At 71.8% G+C, this 17,869-nt stretch carries 18 protein-coding genes and 1 pseudogene; 8 read left to right on the forward strand and 11 right to left on the reverse strand.

Annotated features, from left to right (window positions below):
• Nucleotides 1–28 precede the first annotated feature (28 nt).
• Both EHO50_RS10105 and EHO50_RS10110 read right to left on the reverse strand, forming a co-directional pair.
• Nucleotides 29–634, reverse strand: coding sequence for a nucleoside/nucleotide kinase family protein (locus EHO50_RS10105; protein ID WP_128429549.1), 606 nt, complete (start codon nucleotides 632–634; stop codon nucleotides 29–31).
• A 10-nt stretch (nucleotides 635–644) separates the two neighbouring features.
• Nucleotides 645–2,204, reverse strand: coding sequence for a glycoside hydrolase family 32 protein (locus tag EHO50_RS10110; protein WP_128430638.1), 1,560 nt, complete (start codon nucleotides 2,202–2,204; stop codon nucleotides 645–647).
• A gap of 185 nt (nucleotides 2,205–2,389) precedes the next feature.
• On the opposite strand from EHO50_RS10110, the gene EHO50_RS10115 reads away from it, so the two are divergent.
• From EHO50_RS10115 to EHO50_RS10130, 4 genes are read left to right on the forward strand one after another with little or no spacing between them, the layout of a single operon-like run.
• Entirely contained in the window at nucleotides 2,390–3,799 is a 1,410-nt protein-coding gene (locus EHO50_RS10115; RefSeq protein WP_128429550.1) for an extracellular solute-binding protein, read from the forward strand.
• On the forward strand, nucleotides 3,796–4,749 hold the full coding sequence (locus EHO50_RS10120) for a carbohydrate ABC transporter permease (RefSeq protein ID WP_128429551.1): 954 nt from the start codon (nucleotides 3,796–3,798) through the stop codon (nucleotides 4,747–4,749). Before EHO50_RS10115 ends, EHO50_RS10120 begins: the two co-directional genes overlap by 4 nt.
• A gap of 14 nt (nucleotides 4,750–4,763) precedes the next feature.
• Nucleotides 4,764–5,618, forward strand: coding sequence for a carbohydrate ABC transporter permease (locus EHO50_RS10125; RefSeq protein ID WP_128429552.1), 855 nt, complete (start codon nucleotides 4,764–4,766; stop codon nucleotides 5,616–5,618).
• A complete protein-coding gene (locus EHO50_RS10130; RefSeq protein ID WP_128429553.1) occupies nucleotides 5,615–7,015 on the forward strand; it encodes a glycoside hydrolase family 32 protein in 1,401 nt (466 codons plus the stop codon). The genes EHO50_RS10125 and EHO50_RS10130 overlap by 4 nt, the downstream gene beginning before the upstream one ends.
• Here the strand turns inward: EHO50_RS10130 and EHO50_RS44910 are convergent.
• Nucleotides 6,978–7,150, reverse strand: a pseudogene (locus tag EHO50_RS44910) (substrate-binding domain-containing protein); the annotation flags it as partial. The gene EHO50_RS10130 and the pseudogene EHO50_RS44910 overlap by 38 nt on opposite strands.
• 61 nt (nucleotides 7,151–7,211) lie before the next feature.
• Nucleotides 7,212–8,276: a LacI family DNA-binding transcriptional regulator gene (locus tag EHO50_RS10140; RefSeq protein WP_128430639.1), complete on the reverse strand. Its 1,065-nt coding sequence runs from the start codon at nucleotides 8,274–8,276 to the stop codon at nucleotides 7,212–7,214.
• Nucleotides 8,277–8,372: 96 nt separating this feature from the next.
• Here EHO50_RS10140 and EHO50_RS10145 point away from each other — a divergent pair, with 96 nt between their 5' ends.
• The 3 genes from EHO50_RS10145 (at nucleotide 8,373) to EHO50_RS10155 (ending at nucleotide 10,407) form a co-directional block, all read left to right on the forward strand.
• Nucleotides 8,373–9,203, forward strand: a complete 831-nt coding sequence (locus EHO50_RS10145) for an aldo/keto reductase (protein WP_128429554.1) — start codon at nucleotides 8,373–8,375, stop codon at nucleotides 9,201–9,203.
• Between the two features lie 55 nt (nucleotides 9,204–9,258).
• Nucleotides 9,259–9,870 carry a DNA polymerase ligase N-terminal domain-containing protein gene (locus EHO50_RS10150; protein ID WP_128429555.1) on the forward strand — a complete coding sequence of 204 codons (612 nt, stop codon included), beginning with the start codon at nucleotides 9,259–9,261 and terminating at the stop codon, nucleotides 9,868–9,870.
• 102 nt (nucleotides 9,871–9,972) lie between these two features.
• Nucleotides 9,973–10,407: a cupin domain-containing protein gene (locus EHO50_RS10155; RefSeq protein ID WP_128429556.1), complete on the forward strand. Its 435-nt coding sequence runs from the start codon at nucleotides 9,973–9,975 to the stop codon at nucleotides 10,405–10,407.
• Between the two features lie 17 nt (nucleotides 10,408–10,424).
• Here EHO50_RS10155 and EHO50_RS10160 read toward each other — a convergent pair whose 3' ends face one another.
• The 4 genes from EHO50_RS10160 to EHO50_RS10175 all read right to left on the reverse strand — a co-directional run bounded on the left by EHO50_RS10160 (nucleotide 10,425) and on the right by EHO50_RS10175 (nucleotide 14,576).
• Nucleotides 10,425–12,764, reverse strand: coding sequence for an ATP-binding SpoIIE family protein phosphatase (locus EHO50_RS10160; RefSeq protein ID WP_128429557.1), 2,340 nt, complete (start codon nucleotides 12,762–12,764; stop codon nucleotides 10,425–10,427).
• A gap of 106 nt (nucleotides 12,765–12,870) precedes the next feature.
• Entirely contained in the window at nucleotides 12,871–13,329 is a 459-nt protein-coding gene (locus EHO50_RS10165; RefSeq protein ID WP_128429558.1) for a peroxiredoxin, read from the reverse strand.
• Nucleotides 13,326–13,706: a DoxX family protein gene (locus EHO50_RS10170; protein WP_128429559.1), complete on the reverse strand. Its 381-nt coding sequence runs from the start codon at nucleotides 13,704–13,706 to the stop codon at nucleotides 13,326–13,328. Before EHO50_RS10170 ends, EHO50_RS10165 begins: the two co-directional genes overlap by 4 nt.
• Before the next feature lie 72 nt (nucleotides 13,707–13,778).
• Complete coding sequence (locus EHO50_RS10175; RefSeq protein ID WP_128429560.1) at nucleotides 13,779–14,576, reverse strand: AraC family transcriptional regulator; 798 nt, start codon at nucleotides 14,574–14,576, stop codon at nucleotides 13,779–13,781.
• 54 nt (nucleotides 14,577–14,630) lie between these two features.
• Here EHO50_RS10175 and EHO50_RS10180 point away from each other — a divergent pair, with 54 nt between their 5' ends.
• A complete protein-coding gene (locus EHO50_RS10180; RefSeq protein WP_128429561.1) occupies nucleotides 14,631–15,830 on the forward strand; it encodes an MFS transporter in 1,200 nt (399 codons plus the stop codon).
• Between the two features lie 20 nt (nucleotides 15,831–15,850).
• On the opposite strand, the gene EHO50_RS10185 is transcribed toward EHO50_RS10180, so the two are convergent.
• The 3 genes from EHO50_RS10185 to EHO50_RS10195 all read right to left on the reverse strand — a co-directional run bounded on the left by EHO50_RS10185 (nucleotide 15,851) and on the right by EHO50_RS10195 (nucleotide 17,844).
• A complete protein-coding gene (locus EHO50_RS10185) occupies nucleotides 15,851–16,381 on the reverse strand; it encodes a MarR family winged helix-turn-helix transcriptional regulator (protein ID WP_128429562.1) in 531 nt (176 codons plus the stop codon).
• Nucleotides 16,382–16,447: 66 nt separating this feature from the next.
• The gene (locus EHO50_RS10190) at nucleotides 16,448–17,653 is read right to left on the reverse strand and encodes an NAD(P)/FAD-dependent oxidoreductase (RefSeq protein WP_128429563.1); all 1,206 of its coding nucleotides are present in this window, start codon (nucleotides 17,651–17,653) and stop codon (nucleotides 16,448–16,450) included.
• Nucleotides 17,650–17,844, reverse strand: a complete 195-nt coding sequence (locus tag EHO50_RS10195) for a ferredoxin (protein ID WP_128429564.1) — start codon at nucleotides 17,842–17,844, stop codon at nucleotides 17,650–17,652. Before EHO50_RS10195 ends, EHO50_RS10190 begins: the two co-directional genes overlap by 4 nt.
• Nucleotides 17,845–17,869 lie beyond the last annotated feature (25 nt).

Raw genomic sequence — 17,869 nt, forward strand, 5'->3', positions numbered from 1 at the left:
TTCACCCAGCCCTTCGTCAGCCCTTCGCCTACGCGGCTCGCGCGTCGACGGCCGCCAGGACCCGCTCCGCCACCTCGGCCGCCGAGCGCCCTCCCGTGTCGATCCGCACCAGGCCATACCGGTCGACGGTTTGCGCCATCAGCTCCTGGTAGTGCTCGGTGCGGGCGAGGAACTTGTCCACCAAGTACCGCTCCTGGTCGGCCAGTTCGTCGTAGCGGGCCGACGCCCGCATCCGCCCGCGCAGTACCGTGCCGTGCGCCGTGAGCCATACGGCCCGTGCGTACGGCACGGTCAACCGGGCCACGCGAGCGGGCCAGAGCGCGGAGCCCTCCAGCACCAGGCCCGGTCCGTGCCCGGTCGCACGGTCCGTGACCAGTTCCTCGATGCGCGGCCACAGGCGCGCGTAGTGGTCGAGCACCGAGCGGATCAGCTCGTCGACGTCGAGGCCGGCGTAGTGCTCGGCGACATGCGGTGGTGGCACCCACTCCGCCGTCCGCCAGGGCCGCCCCGGATGCCGGGCGAGCTTGTCCGTCGAGCGGCAGTCGAACCCGAGTCGCTCGGCGACGGCCCGGGCCACGGTCGACTTGCCGGTGTGGGACGTGCCTCCGATGAGCACCACACGCAGGTCCTGCATGCCGTCGACCCTACTCACCCACGGCGAACTCCCGTATCACCGTGTTCCGGAACACCGCCGTGCCGTCGATGGTGAACAGGGCGAGCCCGGTGTCGGCCGGGTCCGGGAAGACCTCGGTGGAGTGCACGTACCGGCCGTCGTCCACGAACATCTCGATGGACGTACGGTCGATCAGGATGCGCAGTCGCACCGTGCCCGCGGACGGGGCGAAGGGGCTCCGGCTCTCCTGCCACCGTCCGGAGGAGTCGGGGCTCACGGTGTACCCGCGGTTGACGAACGCGTAGGTGCCGTAGATCCCGGCGTCGATGTGACGTCCGCCGTCCGAGGAGCGCCGCAACTGGAGCCCGGCACCGGTCAGTCGGTCCCAGCTGATCTCGGTGGTCAGCTCGTAGGCGGTGCCGGTGTAATCGAGCAGCAGACTCCCGTTCACCTCCAGGTCGCCGAGGTCGACCGTGCGGGAGACGTGGCCGTCGAGGCCTGCGACCGGCTGGGAGGCCAGGTAGTACGTGCCGTCCGTGGCCCGCTTCAGGGTGACCTCGCGGACGATCGAGTCGGTGCCGTTGAAGCCGTCGCACTCGATGGTGGGTGTGGTGTTGGCGTAGTCCCAGTGGTTCATCCAGCCGATCGCGTACCGTGCCGCCGGGTCGAGCGTGCCGCCGGCGTCCCGCTTCTCGAAGGTGACGGCGGCGTACCAGTCCCAGCCGTGGTCGAGCCACTGCGGGTCGCTCAGGTCGGGCGTGAAGGTGGTGCCGTCGAAGGATCCCGTCCAGTAGGCGTACGTGCTCGGCAGCCCGGATCCCTTCCCGTTGGCGCTCACGCCCAGCACCCACTTCCAGGTGCCGTCCGCCGCCCGGATGCGGAACAGGTCCGGGCACTCCAGGACGCCGATGCCGCCCTTGATGAAGCCTCCGACGTACGTCCACGACTTGAGGTCGGCGGAGTGGTAGAAGCCCACCTTGTCGTTCTCGGCGAGGGCCATCACCCAGCGCCCGCGCTCCTCGTCGCGGATGACCTTGGGGTCGCGGAAGTCCCGGACGCCGGGGTTGGGCAGGACCGGGGCGGTGCCGTGGTTGGTGAACGTACGGCCGCCGTCGGTCGAGTAGTACAGGTACTGCGCCTGGGTGACGTCGCCGGGCGCCATGGTGGCGAGGACGATCACCGCGCCCGCGCCGAAGCCCGCCGTGTTGTCGGTGTCGACCACCGCCGAGCCGGACCAGACGTCGCCGTTGGGTGTGGTGTCCTTCGGCACGGCGATCCCGCGGTCGGTGAAGGAGACCAGGTCGGTGCTGGTCGCCAGGCGCCAGGTCGTGCCGGCGGTCGTGCCGCCCGTCGAGTAGTCGGGGTTGTAGAGGTAGTAGTAGTGGTACTCACCGTCGATCCACACCGGCCGCTGCGGGTCGTTCATCCACTGGTCGGGGACCGTCAAGTGGTACTCGGCGCGGTAGCTGCCGGTGCAGGCGGCGGCCGTCGCGGACGCCGCCACGGCGGGTCTCGGACCGGCCGGCAGCACTGCGCCGGCCGCGCCCACGGCCGAGGCGATGAAGAGCGACCTCCTGGATATTCCGGGCATACCAAATGCGCCACGCATGGTGCGGCTCCTTCCCCGACGCCGTCGTCAGGACTGTGGCTCGTGGAGCAGGACTTTGCGACCTAACTCGTTAAAGGTCAAGTGCTTCACGACTATTGACAGGGACGTAACACCCTTCACATCATCTGGGGCATCACTACTCGACTAACACGAGTTAGGCCCGTTAGATGACCGACGCGCACCTCACCCGCCGCACGCTGCTGCGGTACGGCGCCTACGGCGCGGGAGCCGCCGCGCTGGCCGGTACCGCCGCGAGCTGGGACCGGCTCACCGGAGCCGACATACCCGGCCGGGACGACGGCTCGCTCGTCGTCGCCACCCTCGGCCCCGCATACGGCCCGGAGGCCATCCGCACGCTCACCGAGGGCTTCAAGCAGGTCCACCCCGACATCAAGCTCCGCATCAACGCCGTGCAGGCCGTCGACTGGTCGGACTTCTTCGCGAAGATCCTCACCCAGATCGCTGCGGGCACCGCTCCCGACCTCGTATATGTCGCCACCGAGGGCGTCCAGCTGTTCGCGCAGCGCCTCGGCGTCCCGCTGGACGACTGGGTGAAGCGGGACGCCGAGGAGCTGCGCGAGTACTTCGCCGACGTCCATCCCTCGCTGGTGGAGTCGATGATGTACGAGGGGAGCCTCTACCAGCTGCCGGTCGAGTTCAACGCGGCCGACATGTATTTCAACAACCAGGTGCTGAAGCGGGCGGGAGCGGACTTCCCGGCGGCCGACTGGACCCGCGACGACTTCACCGCGCTGCTGCGGGACATGAAGAGCTCCAGCGGTTCCCAGTTCACGCCGTACTTCTGGACCAACCGACTGTGGGGCGGCGTGGTGCCGTGGCTGTTCGCCAACGACACCAACCTGCTCGCGGAGTCCAAGGCGCCCGGCGGGGCCTGGCTGTGGGACTCCTTCTATCCGGCCGCCCAGCGGCAGGGGCGCGGGGGCGGTTTCCGGTGGACGACCCCGCAGGCCACCGACGCGCGTGTGGAGGAGGCGTACGACTACCTCGCCTCCCTCGTCCAGGAGGGCCTGTGCAGCCGGCCCGAGGGCGGCAACGGCCAGAACCTCATCGGCGTGTTCTCCACCGGCCGGGTCGGTGTCACTCCCGCGGGCGGCTTCTGGGCGGGCGGTCTGCATCTGGCCGGGATGAAGGCGGACTCCTTCGACGTGCAGTACTTCCCGCGCTGGCGCACCCAGCGCATGCAGTACGGCGCCGCCGGCTACGCGCTGCTGCGCACCTCCAAGCGGCAGGAGGAGGCCTGGGAGTTCATCAAGTACGCCGCCCGCCGCGACACCCTGATGCGGCTGTTCGAGACCAACCAGACCACCCCGGCGCGCCGCTCGATGCTGACCGCCGAGCGCTACCGCGAGACCGGCCCGAACCACTGGCAGGTCTTCTACGACACCCTCGACAAGTTCCCCGACACCGGGCCGATCCCCGCGCCGCCGCAGGTCGCCGAGGTCGAGCAGGTGCTGCTCAAGCACACCGGTACCGCCCTGGCCTCGCGGCGCTCGGTGGCTCCCGCGTTGCGCCGGATGCAGAGCGACCTGGAGAAGGCCATGGAGCGTGACGTATGACGAACACCCAGATACCTGCCGTACGGCCCAAGCAGCCGGCCGCACAACCGGCCCCCGCGCCCCGGCCCTCCACCCGCGACCGTGGCACCCGGCTGCTGGCCACGCTGTTCCTGGCGCCCACGATCGTCGGCATCGTCGTCTTCACGGTCGTGCCGATCGTCGGCTCGGTGGTGCTGAGCCTGTTCCACTGGAACGTGATCGACGACCCGAGCTTCGCCGGAGCCGCCAACTACCGGGAGGTCTTCACCGATTCGACGGTGCTGGTCTCCTTCGGCAACACGCTGGTGTTCATGGTGTTCGCGGTCGCGCTGCAGCTGCTGATCGCCCTGGTGCTGGCGCTGGCGGTGAACGGGCGGATGCCGGTGTGGCTGCGCTCGGTGTTCCGGTCGGCGTTCTTCTTCCCGCTGGTGCTGTCCGCCGCGTCGATCTCGGTGGTGATGAAGTACCTGTTCAACCAGGATTTCGGGGTCGTGAACTGGCTGCTCGGGCTGGTCGGGGTCGCGCCGGTGCCGTGGCTGACGTCCGAGAACGCGGCGATGGCGACGGTGATCCTGGTCTATGTGTGGCAGCAGTTCGGGTTCTCGTTCCTGCTGTTCGTCGGGGGTCTGAACAACATCCCCAAGGAGGTCCACGAGGCCGCCTCCCTCGACGGCGCGACCGGCCTGCGCAAGCACATCGGCATTACGCTCCCCCTGCTGTCGCCCACGCTGCTGGTCGCCTCGGTGGTCGGCATCATCAACGCGCTGCAGGTCTTCGAGCAGCCGTACGTCCTCACCAACGGCGGTCCCGGTGACGCCACCCGGACCGTGGTGATGGTCATCTACGAGAGCGCCTTCGAGCAGCTGCGCTTCGGCGAGGCCTCGGCCGTCGGTGTGCTGCTGTTCGTGCTGATCATGGCGGTGACCGCCCTCCAGTTCCGGCTCAGCCGGCGTTTCGTCCACTACCAGTGAGCCGGGTGAGTCCCTTGAGCCAAGCAACCCTGTCCCTGAGCCGCACCCGGCACTCCCTCGCGCCATGGGCCCGGATCGCCGCGCTGGCCGTGTGCGCGCTGCTGACCCTGGGCCCGGTCATCTGGACCGTCTCCACCTCGCTGCGCACCCCCGCCGAGGCCTTCGACCTGCCGCCGAGCATCATCCCGACGAACCCGTCGACGGAGGCGTACCGCGGGGTCTTCGACCAGATCGACGTCTGGCTGCTCGCCCTGAACTCGACGCTGGTGACCGCGCTGATCGCGGTGGGCCAGATGATCACGGCCGGGCTGGCGGGGTACGCCTTCGCGCGCCTGGAATTCCGGTTCAAGAAGCCGCTGTTCGGGCTGGTCCTGGCGACGATGATGGTGCCGTTGCAGGTCACCATCGTGCCGGTGTTCCTGGTGCTGAAGTCGATGGGCCTGACCGACACGCTGCTGGGCCTGATCATCCCGGCCTTCCCGACCGCCTTCGGGACGTTCCTGATGCGCCAGTACTTCCTGGGCATGCCGAAGGACCTGGGCGAGGCGGCGATGCTGGACGGCTGCGGGCCCTGGCGGATCTTCCGGTCCGTGTACGCCCCGCTGGCCGCGCCCGGTCTGGCGATCGTGGGCGTGCTGGCTTTCAACTACCACTGGAACGAGTTCTTCCGCCCACTGATCCTCGAGACCTCCGGCCAGAACTACACGCTGCCGCTCGGCCTCGTCTCCCTCCAGGGCAACCTGGGCACCGGCTCCATCTCGGTGGTGCTCGCCGGTGTCGTCCTCTCCATGATCCCCGCCGTCGCCGTGTTCGTCGTCGGCCAGCGCCCTCTGCGTGAGGGCATCACGTCCGCAGGAGTCAACCGTTGAGCCTCACCGCTCAGTCCACGGACCCCAGCGCCCCGCGCTTTCGGGTCCGTCCCCCCGCCAACTGGATCAACGACCCGAACGGGCCCTTCCGTTGGCGGGACCGGTACCACCTCTTCTACCAGCACAACCCCGACGCCCCGGTGCACGCGAACGTCCACTGGGGGCATGTCTCCAGCCACGACCTCGTCCACTGGGAGCACCATCCGATCGCGCTCACCCCGACGCCGGGCGGCCCGGACGAGGCGGGCTGCTGGTCGGGCTGCGTGGTCGACGACAACGGCATGCCGACGGCCGTGTACACGGGCGTCGACCGGCAGCACACCGGCCTCGGCTCGATCTGTCTGGCGCGGGCGCTGGTGCCGGAGGACGAGACGCTGACCGACTGGCGGCCCCTGCCCACACCCGTCGTCACCGGCCCACCCGCCGACCTGGACGTGGTGATGTTCCGCGACCCGTTCGTGTTCAGGAGCGGTGGCCGACGGTGGGCACTGGTCGGCGCGGGACACGCCGACGGAACCGCGTCGGTTCTGCTGTACGACTGTGACGACCTGACCGACTGGCGGTTCGCCGGGGTGCTGCTCGACGGCAACGACCCGGTCGCGATGGACGCGTTCGGCGACAAGGCGGTCGGCTGGGAGTGCCCGCAGCTGTACTCGACGGCGGGCGGGGAGTGGGTGCTGGTGGTGTCGCTGTGGGACGGCGAGCCGTGCTCCACCGGCTATCTGACGGGCCGTCTCCAGCCGTACGGTGACGGCGAGTTGCGCTTCGAGGCCCGCACCGGCGGGCGGCTCGACCACGGGCGTGACTTCTACGCACCCGCCGTGCTCCAGGAGCCGGGCCGGGCGTTGATGTGGGGCTGGTCGTGGGAGGCCCGCGAGCAGGGCGAGGTCGACCACGCGGGCTGGGCCGGGGTTTTGACGGCGCCTCGGGTGGTGGACGTCCATCCCGACGGCGCCCTGCGTGTCGTACCGGCACCGGAGCTCGAACTGCTGCGTGCGGCCGAGCCGTTCGTCACGGCACCCGGACGCCGTACCGCGCTCCCGGAGGCGTACGACCTGACCGTCACCGCATCCGGCCGCACCACCGTGAGCCTGCTGCGGTCCGCCTCGGGCGCGGAGGTGACGGTCGTGCTGGACCCGGACGAGGGCACGGTGACCCTCGACCGCGGGGACTGGCCGCGCGCACGGCCCGACGGATCGGCCCCGATCGTGGTGCGGGCGCCGGCCGGTGAGGTGCGGATCCTCGTCGACGGCTCGCTGCTCGAGCTGTACGTCGGCGACCGGGCCACGGTCACCGAGCGGGTCTACCGGCGCCCGGACGACGTGCCCGAACTCCTCGTCACCGGCTCCGCAGCCACGGTCACCGGCTGGGAGCTGCTCCCACCGACGCACGACTGATCACCGGGCAGGCCAGGCGCCGTACCGTCGCGGGCGGCGTCCGGCCCGTGTCGATGGCGTCGAGGAGCAGCCGGGCGGCGACCTCACCCATCGCCCGGTGGGCAGCGCGACCGTGGTGAGGGGCGAGGCAACGAACGGATCTACCCGCGACCCGACGACGTGCCCAAGCTCCTCGTCACCGGCTCCGCAGCCACGGTCACCGGCTGGGAGCTGCTCCCACCGACGCACGACTGATCACCGGACAGGCCAGGCGCCGTACCGTCGCGGGCGGCGTCCGGCCCGTGTCGATGGCGTCGAGGAGCAGCCGGGCGGCGACCTCACCCATCGCCCGGTGGGGCAGCGCGACGGTGGTCAGGGGCGGGGTGAGGAACTCGGCCATGTGCTCCTGGTCGTCGTAGCCGACCACCGACAGCTCGCCGGGGACGGTGATGCCGAGCCGGGTCGCGGCGTGCAGGGCGCCCGCCGCGACCCGGTCGTTGTAGCAGAACAGGCCGGTGGGGCGTCGGTCGGCGGGGACGCCGTCGAGGACGCGCATCGCGCCCTCGTATCCTCCGCTGATCTCGCCCCCGGTGCGCACGACCCACTCCTTGGGGACCGTGATTCCTTCGGCGCGCAGGGCGTCGCGGAAGCCGCGCAGGCGGTCGACGGAGGCGAGGTCGTCCTGGCCGCCCACCATGGCGACCCTGCGGTGCCCCTCGTCCAGCAGCAGCCGGGCGGCCGTACGGCCGCCCGCGCGCTCGGCGGGGATGACGGCGGGCAGCGAGTCGTCCTCCGGCAGGCAGTTGGCGAGGAGGGAGTGGGTGCGGTGCAGGCCCTCGGGGACGCGGACCCGGCGCAGCGACATGGCGGCGTAGATGATGCCGTCCACGCGTCGGTCGAGGAGTTCGGCGACGGCCGCGTCCTCCTTGGCCGGGTCGCCGCCGGAGTCGATGGTCAGGACCAGGTGCTCGCTGCCCCAGGCGGTCTCCATGGCGCCGCGCAGCAGCCGGCCGGCGAACGGCGAGGAGGCGATCTCGTCGGTGACCAGCCCGATCACAGCCGTACGGCGGCGGCGCAGGCCGCGGGCGACGGGGTCGGGGCGGTAGCCGAGTTCGGCGGCGGCGCGGCGGATGCGGTCCTGGGTGGCGGGTGAGAGGTTGCCCTCGGCGCGGCCGTTGAAGACGAAGGAGACAGCCGTGTGCGACACCCCGGCGAGTCGGGCGACGTCCCGTGACGTGGGTCGCCCCGATCCCGTCGGGTGCTTCTCCTCGGTGCCGCCCATGCCGTCCGCCGCCCTCATGCCCCACCCGTCCGGTTGATCAATCCTCACCCTATCCGTGACGCTGGATGCACGACACAGTCAAGGGAAGGTCCGGCAGTGATCAGCATCCCGACCCACTCGCTCAACGACGGTACGACCCTCCCCGCCCTCGGCCTCGGCACCTGGCCGATGGACGACGCGCAGGCCGAGCAGGCGGTGCGCGGCGCGCTGGAACTGGGGTACCGCCTCGTGGACACCGCGACGAACTACCGCAACGAGACCGGCGTCGGCCGCGGCGTCGCGGGCAGCGGCGTGCCCCGCGAGGAGATCGTCGTGACGACCAAGCTCCCCGGCCGCCACCACGGCTACGAGGAGACCCTCGCCTCCTTCGAGGAGTCCCGCGCCCGCCTCGGCCTGGACTACGTGGACCTCTACCTCATCCACTGGCCGCTCCCCCGCGTCGACAAGTACGTCGACTCCTGGAAGGCCATGATCAAGCTGCGGGAGGACGGCCTCGTCCGGTCGATCGGCGTCTCCAACTTCACGGCCGAGCACCTCGAACGGCTGGAGAAGGAGACCGGGATCCTGCCCTGCGTCAACCAGATCGAGCTGCACCCCTTCTTCCCGCAGGAGGAGCTGCGCGCCTTCCACACCGGCAAGGGCATCCTGACCGAGAGCTGGAGCCCGCTGGCCCCCGGAACCAGTCTCCTGGAGGATCCTGTCGTGACCGGGATCGCCGACGCCCTCGGGGCGACACCCGGCCAGGTCGTCCTGCGCTGGCACGTCCAGCTGGGCGCCGTCCCGATCCCGAAGTCGGCCGATCCCCGGCGACAGCGCGCGAACCTCGAGGTCTTCGGTTTCGAACTGGACACCGCCCAGATGACGGCGATCGCGGACCGCGCCCAACGGCGCCGTGGCGGGGATCCCGAGGTGCACGAGGAGTTCTGAGCGGGCGTCGCAGGCGCGCCGCAGGGTACTCGGGGCGCTCGGGAAGGAGGCGCTCATGGGCGAGAAGGACCGGCTGCGGGACTACCACGGCAAGCGTGACTTCGGGCGGACCAGGGAACCGGAGGGGCGTGCGGCGGCCTCCGGTCAGGAGCCGCGGTTCGTGGTGCAGATCCATGACGCCCGCACCCTGCACTTCGACTTCAGGCTCCAGGTGGACGACGTACTGAAGTCCTGGTCGGTGCCGAAGGGGCCCTCCGACGATCCCCACGACAAGCGGCTCGCCATGCCCACCGAGGACCATCCGCTGGAGTACGAGGAGTTCGAGGGCGTGATCCCGAAGGGCGAGTACGGCGGCGGCACGGTGATCGTCTGGGACAACGGCACGTACGAGCCGATGAGCCATGACCGCAAGGGGCGGCCCGTGGACTTCGGCGAGTCGCTCGAGCGGGGTCATGCCACGTTCCGGCTGAGCGGGTCGAAGCTGCACGGCGAGTACGCGCTCACCCGGATCCGCGACGGGCAGGACGGTGACCGGGAGGCGTGGCTGCTGGTGAAGGCCCGCAAGGGGCGGGCACCCGGGCACGGCACGCCCGACCCGTACCGGGCCCGTTCGGTGCGGACCGGTCGCACGCTCGGCCAGGTGGCCGCGGACGGCGTCGAGGGGTGATCGGTGGCAATGTTCAGCGGATGATGTGGTTCCGGCCTCAACTACCGTCCGTTGCCTCTATGTTCACGGCGACATCCGCTCTCGCCGCAGGAGGCTCCTCGTATGCGCACCGCGCTCCGCACCGCTGTCGCCGGCGCCGTGGCCGCCGCCACCGTCCTGGTCGCCGGGCCCGCCCAGGCGACTCCGCCCGGGCCCGGCGTCACCGGCCGGATCATCAGCCAGAAGACGGTCGGCGACACCGACTACATACTTCGGGAAGTCACCATTCCGCCCGGTCAGGCCACCGGCTGGCACTTCCACGACGGCCCCCTCTACGCGTTCACGAAGCAGGGCACGCTCAGCCACTTCAACTCCACCTGCGACTCCGACGGCGTCTACCCCCAGGGCAGTTTCATCCAGGAGCCGGCCGGACCCGGCAACGTACACATAGGCCGCAACCTGGAGGACACGCCGGTCGTCCTCGACGTGCTCTATGTGCTGCCGCACGGCGCGCCGTTCTCCCAGGACGCGCCGAACCCGGGCTGCCCGTTCCAGTGATCGCGGCGTCGGGGTGATCACACCGGCGGCAGCGGCTGTTCGGCCCAGATCGTCTTGCCGCTGCCGGTCTGCCGGCTCCCCCAGCGCTGGGTGAGCTGGGCAACCAGCAGCAGTCCGCGGCCGCCCTCGTCGTAGGCGTGGGCCCGGCGCAGGTGCGGGGAGGTGGAACTGCCGTCGGAGACCTCGCAGATGAGGGTGCGGTCGCGGATCAGGCGGAGCTGGATGGGGGGTGCGCCGTACCGGATGGCGTTGGTGACGAGTTCGCTGACGACGAGTTCGGTGACGAAGGCGGCCTCGTCCAGTCCCCAGGCGGTCAGTTGCTCGGTGGCGGCCTGCCGGGTGGTCGCCACGTGCTCCGGGTCCGGCAGTACGTCCCAGGTGGCGATGCGGTCCGCGCCCAGGGCGCGGGTGCGGGCCAGCAGCAGGGCCACGTCGTCGCTGGGGTCCTCCGGCAGGACGGCCTTCAGCACCGTGTCGCACAGGGCGTCGAGGGTCTCGGCGGGCGCGGTCAGCGCGCGGCACAGTTCGGCGGTGGCGTGGTCGATGTCGCGGTCGCGGTCCTCGATGAGGCCGTCCGTGTACAGGGCGACCAGGGAGCCTTCGGGCAGTTCCACCTCCAGCGCCTCGAAGGGCAGCCCGCCGACACCGAGCGGGGGCCCGGCGCTCATCTCGAGGACCCGTGTGGTGCCGTCGGGCAGGACGAGCGCCGGTGGTGGATGGCCGGCGGCGGCCAGGGTGAGGTGGCGGGTGACCGGGTCGTAGACGGAGTAGAGGCAGGTGGCGCCGAGTTCGGCGACCTCGTCGCTGTTGTCGTCCCCGGCCAGGTGGATGACCAGGTCGTCCAGGTGGGTGAGGAGTTCGTCGGGCGGCAGGTCGACGTCGGCGAGGGTGCGCACGGCCGTGCACAGGCGGCCCATGGTGGCCGACGACGGGATGCCGTGTCCGACGACGTCGCCGACGACGAGGGCGACGCGGCCGCCGGACAACGGGATCACGTCGAACCAGTCGCCGCCGATGCCGGCCTGCGATCCGGAGGGCCGGTATCGGTGGGCCACCTCAACGGCCGCCTGCCCGGGCAGTCCCCGAGGGAGCAGGTTGTGCTGCAGGGCCAGCGCGGTGGTGCGTTCGCGGGCGAAGCGGCGGGCGTTGTCGATGCAGACGGCTGCCCGGCTGGCGAGTTCCTCGGCGAAGACGGCGTCGTCGGCGACGTAGTCGTCCGGTTGCGTGATGCGCACGGCCACCACGACGCCGAGTGTGGTGCCGCGGGCCCGCAGCGGCGCCGCCATCATGGAGTGGGCGCCGACGCGGTGGCGCCGGCCGGCCGGAGCGCGCGCGTTGCGTTCCGCCACCCAGCGCATGAACGCCGGCTCGCCTGCCTGGCTGAGGATCACATGGCCCTCCAGGATCGCCCGTGCGGGAGGCGAGAACGGCGGGTAGAAGTCGACCTCGCCCAGGTGCACGGCCGCTTCCGGGGTGCCCTCGGTGCCGGAGCCGTGGGCGACGCGGCGCAGCGCGATCTCGGTGCCGGACAGCAGCGGCGCCTCCTCCGCCCCCAGGACCCAGTCGAACAGGTCCACGCTGGCGAAGTCGGCGAACCGGGGGACCATGACCCCGATCAGCTCCTCCGCCGTGCGCACCAGGTCCAGGGTGGTGCCGATGGTGGCCGCCGCCTCGTTCAGCAGGGCCAGCCGCTGCCGCGCCCAGTACTGCTCGGTGCTGTCGAACGCGGCCAGCGCGGTTCCGACCAGCCGGCCCGAGGAGTCCCGCACCGGCCACATGTCGGTGGTCCAGGCATGCTCCCGGTTCAGGGCGGGGGCGCCGGTGAAACTCTCGTAGCGCAGCGGCCTGCCCGTCTCGGCGACCTGGCGCAGATGCCACAGGAAGCCCCGGCTGTGTGTCCCGTCCTCCACGGTCTCCGGGAAGTGGCGGCCGAGCAGGATCTCCTCGGGGACGCCCATGACCATGCAGGCCGCCTCGTTGAGCCGCAGGTAGCGCTGGTCGGTGTCGAAGACGGACATGGACATGGACGCCTGCTGGAAGGCCTGCTCGGCGAGCGTGGGCCCGGCCCGGTCGGGCGGCACGGTGGTGATCACGTAACCGCCCGGTCCGCCGTCGTCGCCGAGCAGGACGCATGCCGTCACGTTCATGGCGACGGCCGAGCCGTCCCGGTGACGTACCACGGCGGTTCCGGCCAGCGCGGCCACGGCTTCGGGCGGCGGCTGCTCGGCGAGCAGCTCCCGCACCGGCCGTCCCAGGGCCTCCTGGGATGTCAGGCCCGTGAGCCGCCGGGCACCCTCGCTCCACCCGGTGACGACACCGTGGGCATCGATGATCGCCGCAGCGGAGACGTGCTCCATGTCGTCCAGGATGAGTCCTGAGCCGCACTGCATCAACCGCGATGCCTCAACGGTTACGCCCGCGCCGTCACGGCGCTCACGTCCGCCGCCCCGCGCGACCGCCCGCTCACTTGCGCAGCGCGGCGAGGGCCCGGTCGGCGTGGGTGTTCATCCGCAGTTCGCTGCGGACGATCTCCAGGACCGTGCGGTCCTGCCCTATGACGAAGGTGACCCGTTTGGTGGGCGCCAGCGAGAAGCCGCGCGTCACGCCGAACCGGTCCCGGACCGTCCCGTCCGCGTCGGAGAGCAGCGGGATGCCGAGCGTGTGCCGGTCGGCGAACTCCTGCTGCCGTTCGACCGCGTCCCCGCTGATGCCGACGGGCCGGGCGCCGACGGCGGCGAACTCGGTGGCGAGATCGCGGAAGTGGCAGGCCTCCGCGGTACAGCCCGGGGTGAGGGCGGCGGGGTAGAAGAAGAGCACCACCGGCCCCTCGGCGAGCAGCCCGGTGAGGCTGCGGGTGGTGCCGGTCTCGTCCGGCAGCGCGAAGTCCTCGACCTTGTCGCCGACCTTCAGCTGTGCGCTCATGCCTGGGCCTCCGCGCTCTTCGCGACCCCGCGGGCCCACAGCACGAGGGGGATCTGCAGCGGCAGCCGACCGATGGCGGCGGCCTTCTGCGGGGCGGGGCGGTGCCGCCAGTCGATGGCCATCTTCACGTTCGCGGGGAAGACGCCGACGAAGAAGGCCGCCGTGGCCAGCGCGGCGGCCTTGCGGGTACGCGGCAGCGCCACTCCGGCCGCCAGCGCGAGCTCGGCGACACCACTGGCGTACGTCCAGGTCCGGGGCGTGCCCGGCAGGGCGCGCGGCACGGTCGCGTCGAACTGGCGTGGGGCGGCGAAGTGGGCGACGCCCGCGGTGGCCAGTAGGCCGGCGAGCAGCAGGGGCGAACGTTGGGACCGGGGCACGGATCCTCCTAGGGTGATCTGCCGCCGGATGCTACCGGAGGGTAGATCGCGGTCCGGCACTCGCCCCTGCGGTCACCGGCCCTGCTCCGTGCGGCGGTTGTGGGTTCCGGGTGTGTACCCGAAGGACCGGCGGAAGACGTCGATGAAGGCGCTGGCGGAGGACCAGCCGCAGCGGTGGGCGACGGTCGTGACGGGCGTGTCCTCGGCGAGCAGCCGCAGCGCGTGGAAGAGCCGCGACTGGGTGCGCCACTGCGGGAAGGTCATGCCGAACTCGCGGCGGAAGAGCCGGCTGAGGGTGCGCTCGCCGGCTCCGGTCGCGGCGCCGAGGGCGGCGAGGGTGCGCGGGTCGGCGGGGTCGGCATGGACGAGCGCGCAGACCGCGGCCAGCCGGGGGTCGGTGGGGGTGGGCAGGCGCAGGGGCTGCTGGGGCGAGGCGCGCAGCTGGTCGCGCAGGACGGCGAGCAGTCGGCGGCGCTCAGGGCTTTCGTCGTCGGGGTCGCGGGTGTAGGCGAGGATCAGCTCGCGCAGGAGCGGGCTGACGGCGAGCACGGTGGGGGCGTCCAGGCCGAGCGAAGCGGGATGGGGGTGCCCCCGGACGGAGTCCGGGGGAGGGTTGTCGTCGGCGGGCAGGCCGACCAGGTGCAGGTCGAGGTGGCCGTGGGCGCGGTGCGCGTGCGCGGTGCCCGCGGGGACCCAGATGGCACGGTTGCGGGGTGCGAACCAGGTGCCGGCGTCGGTGGTGACGGCGAGGACGCCGGAGCCCGCGTAGACGATCTGGTGGTCGTCGTGCCGGTGCGCGTCGATGCGTTCCCCGGCTGCGAGTGCCTGGGCGCGGGTCGGGGCGGTCGGCGTGTGGCGGATGTTCGACACAGTTCGGCAGATTATCGAAAGCGGGCCACTGACCGGTCCCGCGACGATCGCAGGGTGTCCACGAAACGCAACCGAGCCATCACCCTGCTGTCCCTGGGGCACGCCTGTGTCGACGTGTACCAGGGCGCCGTGGCGGCCCTCGTGCCCTTCTTCGTCGCCGAGCGCGCCTACGGCTACGCCGCCGCGTCGGGCGTCGTCCTCGCCGCCTCCCTGCTGTCGTCCGTGGTGCAGCCGCTGTTCGGGGCGCTCACCGACCGGTGGGCGATGCCCTGGCTGCTGCCGCTGAGCGCGCTGACGGGCGGTGCCGGGGTCGCGCTGAGCGGGGTGATGGATTCCTACGCGCTCACGCTGGCGGTGGTGGCCGTCTCCGGCATCGGGGTGGCCGCCTACCACCCGGAGGCCGCCCGCGCGGCCCGCGCTGCCGCGCACGGCAGTCATACGGCGATGGGGTGGTTCTCCCTCGGCGGGAACGTCGGCTTCGCCCTCGCCCCGCTGCTGGTGGCGGCGGTCGTCGCCACCGGCGGCCTGGGCGCGACTCCCCTGCTGGTCGCGCCGGCCGTCGTGGGAGCGGCCCTGTGTGCGGCAGCGGTCCGCTCGGCCGGGAGCCGTGGGGGCGCCGTCGGCAAGGGCGAGGACACCGGCTCCGACGACTGGGGGTCGTTCCTGCGGCTGTCCGGCGCCGTTGTGTGCCGGTCGATCGTGTTCGTCGGGCTGAGCGCGTTCGTCTCGCTGTACGTCCGGCAGCGGACCGGCGGCGGTGCCGTGGCCGGTACGGCCGCGCTGTGTGTGCTCTACGTGGGCGGCGCGGTGGGCACCGTGGCCGGGGGGCGGCTCGCCGACAGGTACGGGCGGCTCGCGGTCGCACGCCAGGCGTATGTGCTGACCGGGCTCGCGGTGGCCGGAGTGGTCGTCGTTCCCGGGCCGGGCGTGTATCTGTTCGTCGCCCTGACGTCGGCCGGCCTGTACGTTCCGTTCTCGCTGCACGTCACGCTCGGTCAGGACTACCTGCCCCGGCGGGTGGGCACCGCGAGCGGTGTGACGCTGGGGCTGACCGTGAGCGTGGGCGGTCTCTTCGCCCCGGTCGTCGGAGCACTGGCCGACGCCACGTCTCTGCGGACCTCGCTCGCGGCGCTCATCGCACTGCCCGCGCTGGGGCGGCTGCTGCTGTGCGGGCTGCGGGAGCCGGCACCGCCCGCAGGGGCCGCCCCGGCACCCGGCTCGTCCGGGCACCGCCCACGCGCGGCGTCGGCGTGAGCGGTGACCGTGCGGTCCGGTCAGGCGGTGCCGGCCGGTGCCGTCGTCTGCGGTTCGGTGTCCTCGTCGATGGCGTGGGCGAGGAAGTCGTCGACCATGCGGTGGAACAGGGTGGCCAGCCGGCGCAGTTCCTCGGGGGTCCAGTCGGCCAGGGCGAGCTGCATACCGCGGGCGCCGGCCTCCCGGACCCGGGCAACGGCCTGCCGGCCGGGCTCGGTGAGTTCGATGCGCTGGGCGCGGCGGTCCTGAGGGTCGGGGACGCGGGTGACGTACCCGGTCCTCTGCAGCTGCTGCACCGTACGCGTGACGTGCGAGGCCTCCACACCGAGCCGGGCGGCCAGCTCCCCGGGGCGCAGCGACTCCGAGTCGGCGACCTGGCGCAGCAGTGCCACGGCGGCCCGGTCCAGCGGCACACCGGCCAGGGCCATGAGCCGCTCGTGCTGCCGGGCGCGGGTGCTCAGGTAGGTGATGCGGGTGAGCGCGCGCTCTATCTCGATCACTTCCGGGGACGCGGGTGTGTCGGGGAGTTCGGGGAGCGGTGGTGTGGACATGGGGACCACTTTACCATCTCGTTGCGTAACTCAATTAAATTACGGCGGACGTTCACCCACGACACATCAGGCGGACACCCCTTCCGGCACAACCTCGGCACGTGACCGGGACGCCACGGTCCCGTCCCAGTCCGCGCCCGTCGCGATCGCCTGCCGCCACTGCCGGATCGCCTTGGGCGGCATCCCCACGGCCAGCGCCCCGGTCACCTTCTCGCCCCTGCGGTAGGCGGCCAGGAACCGGCCCTCCGTCAGTTCCCCCTCCACGACGGCGACTTCGTCGTGGCCGCGGAGATACCCGTACGCCTGGATCTTCATGCCGTACTGGTCGGACCAGAAGTACGGCACCGGCGCGAACGGCTTGCGGGCCTGCGGTGCGGCGAGCAGGTTGCGGGCGGCCGCCATGCCTTGTTCGGCGGCGTTGGTGCGATGCTCGATGCGCATCGGCAGCCCGAACAGCGGGTTGTGCCAGCGGGCGACGTCACCGGCGGCGTACACGTTCGGTGCGGCCGCGCTGTACTCGTCGCACACCACTCCGTCGCCGACGGTGAGCCCGCTGCCGTCGAGCCAGTCGGTGTTGGGCAGTGAGCCGATCGCGACCAACACCTCGTCGGCCTCGACCAGTTCACCGTCGGCGAGCCGCACGCCCTCCCCGGTCACCTCGGTCACGGTGACTCCGCAGCGCAGGTTCACGCCCCGGTCCAGATGGGCGCGCGTCAGCACCTCGCCGACCTCCGTGCCGACGGCGTGGGCCAGCGGTACCGGGGCGGGTTCGAGGAGCGTCACCTCGCAGCCCAGCCGCCAGGCGACGGCGGCGGCCTCGGCCCCGAGAAACCCGGCGCCGACGACGACCAGTCGCCTGCCCGGCGTCAGCCGGTCCCGCAGCCGGACCGCGTCGTCCAGGGTGCGCAGCACATGCCCGCCCGCACCGGGCAGCCGGCGTGGCCGTACTCCGGTGGCCAGGATCAGGCCGTCGTACGGCACCGTCGATCCGTCGGCCAACTCCACCGTCCTGTCGGCCGGTTGCAGACCGCTGGCTGCCACGCCGAGGCGCAGGTCGAGGTCGAGCCCGGCCAGGTCGTCGGGGCTGCGCAGGGTCAGCCGCTCGGGCTCCCACTCGGCGGCCAGCAGCTGCTTGGACAGGGGCGGACGGTCGTACGGGGCGAGGGGTTCGTCGCCCACGAGGGTGAGCGTGCCGTCGTAGCCCTCGCGGCGGAGCGTCTCGGCCGCCGCGAGCCCGGCGGCCGAGGCCCCGACGACGACAATGCGCCTCACTGGTCCACCAGCCGGATCGCGGCGGCCGGGCAGACGGCGATGGCTTCCTTGACGTCGTCGAGGTGTTCGGCGGCCGGCCGCTCGTCGAGCAGGATCGCGATGCCGTCGTCGTCCTGGTCGAAGACGTCCATCGCGGCGAGCACGCACTGTCCGGACGCGACGCACTTGTCGGCTTCCAGCTCCACCTTCATGATCGGTTTCCCTTCTTCAGACGTG

This window comes from Streptomyces cyaneus, from assembly GCF_004028635.1.
GTDB classification, from domain to species: Bacteria; Actinomycetota; Actinomycetes; order Streptomycetales; family Streptomycetaceae; genus Streptomyces; species Streptomyces cyaneus.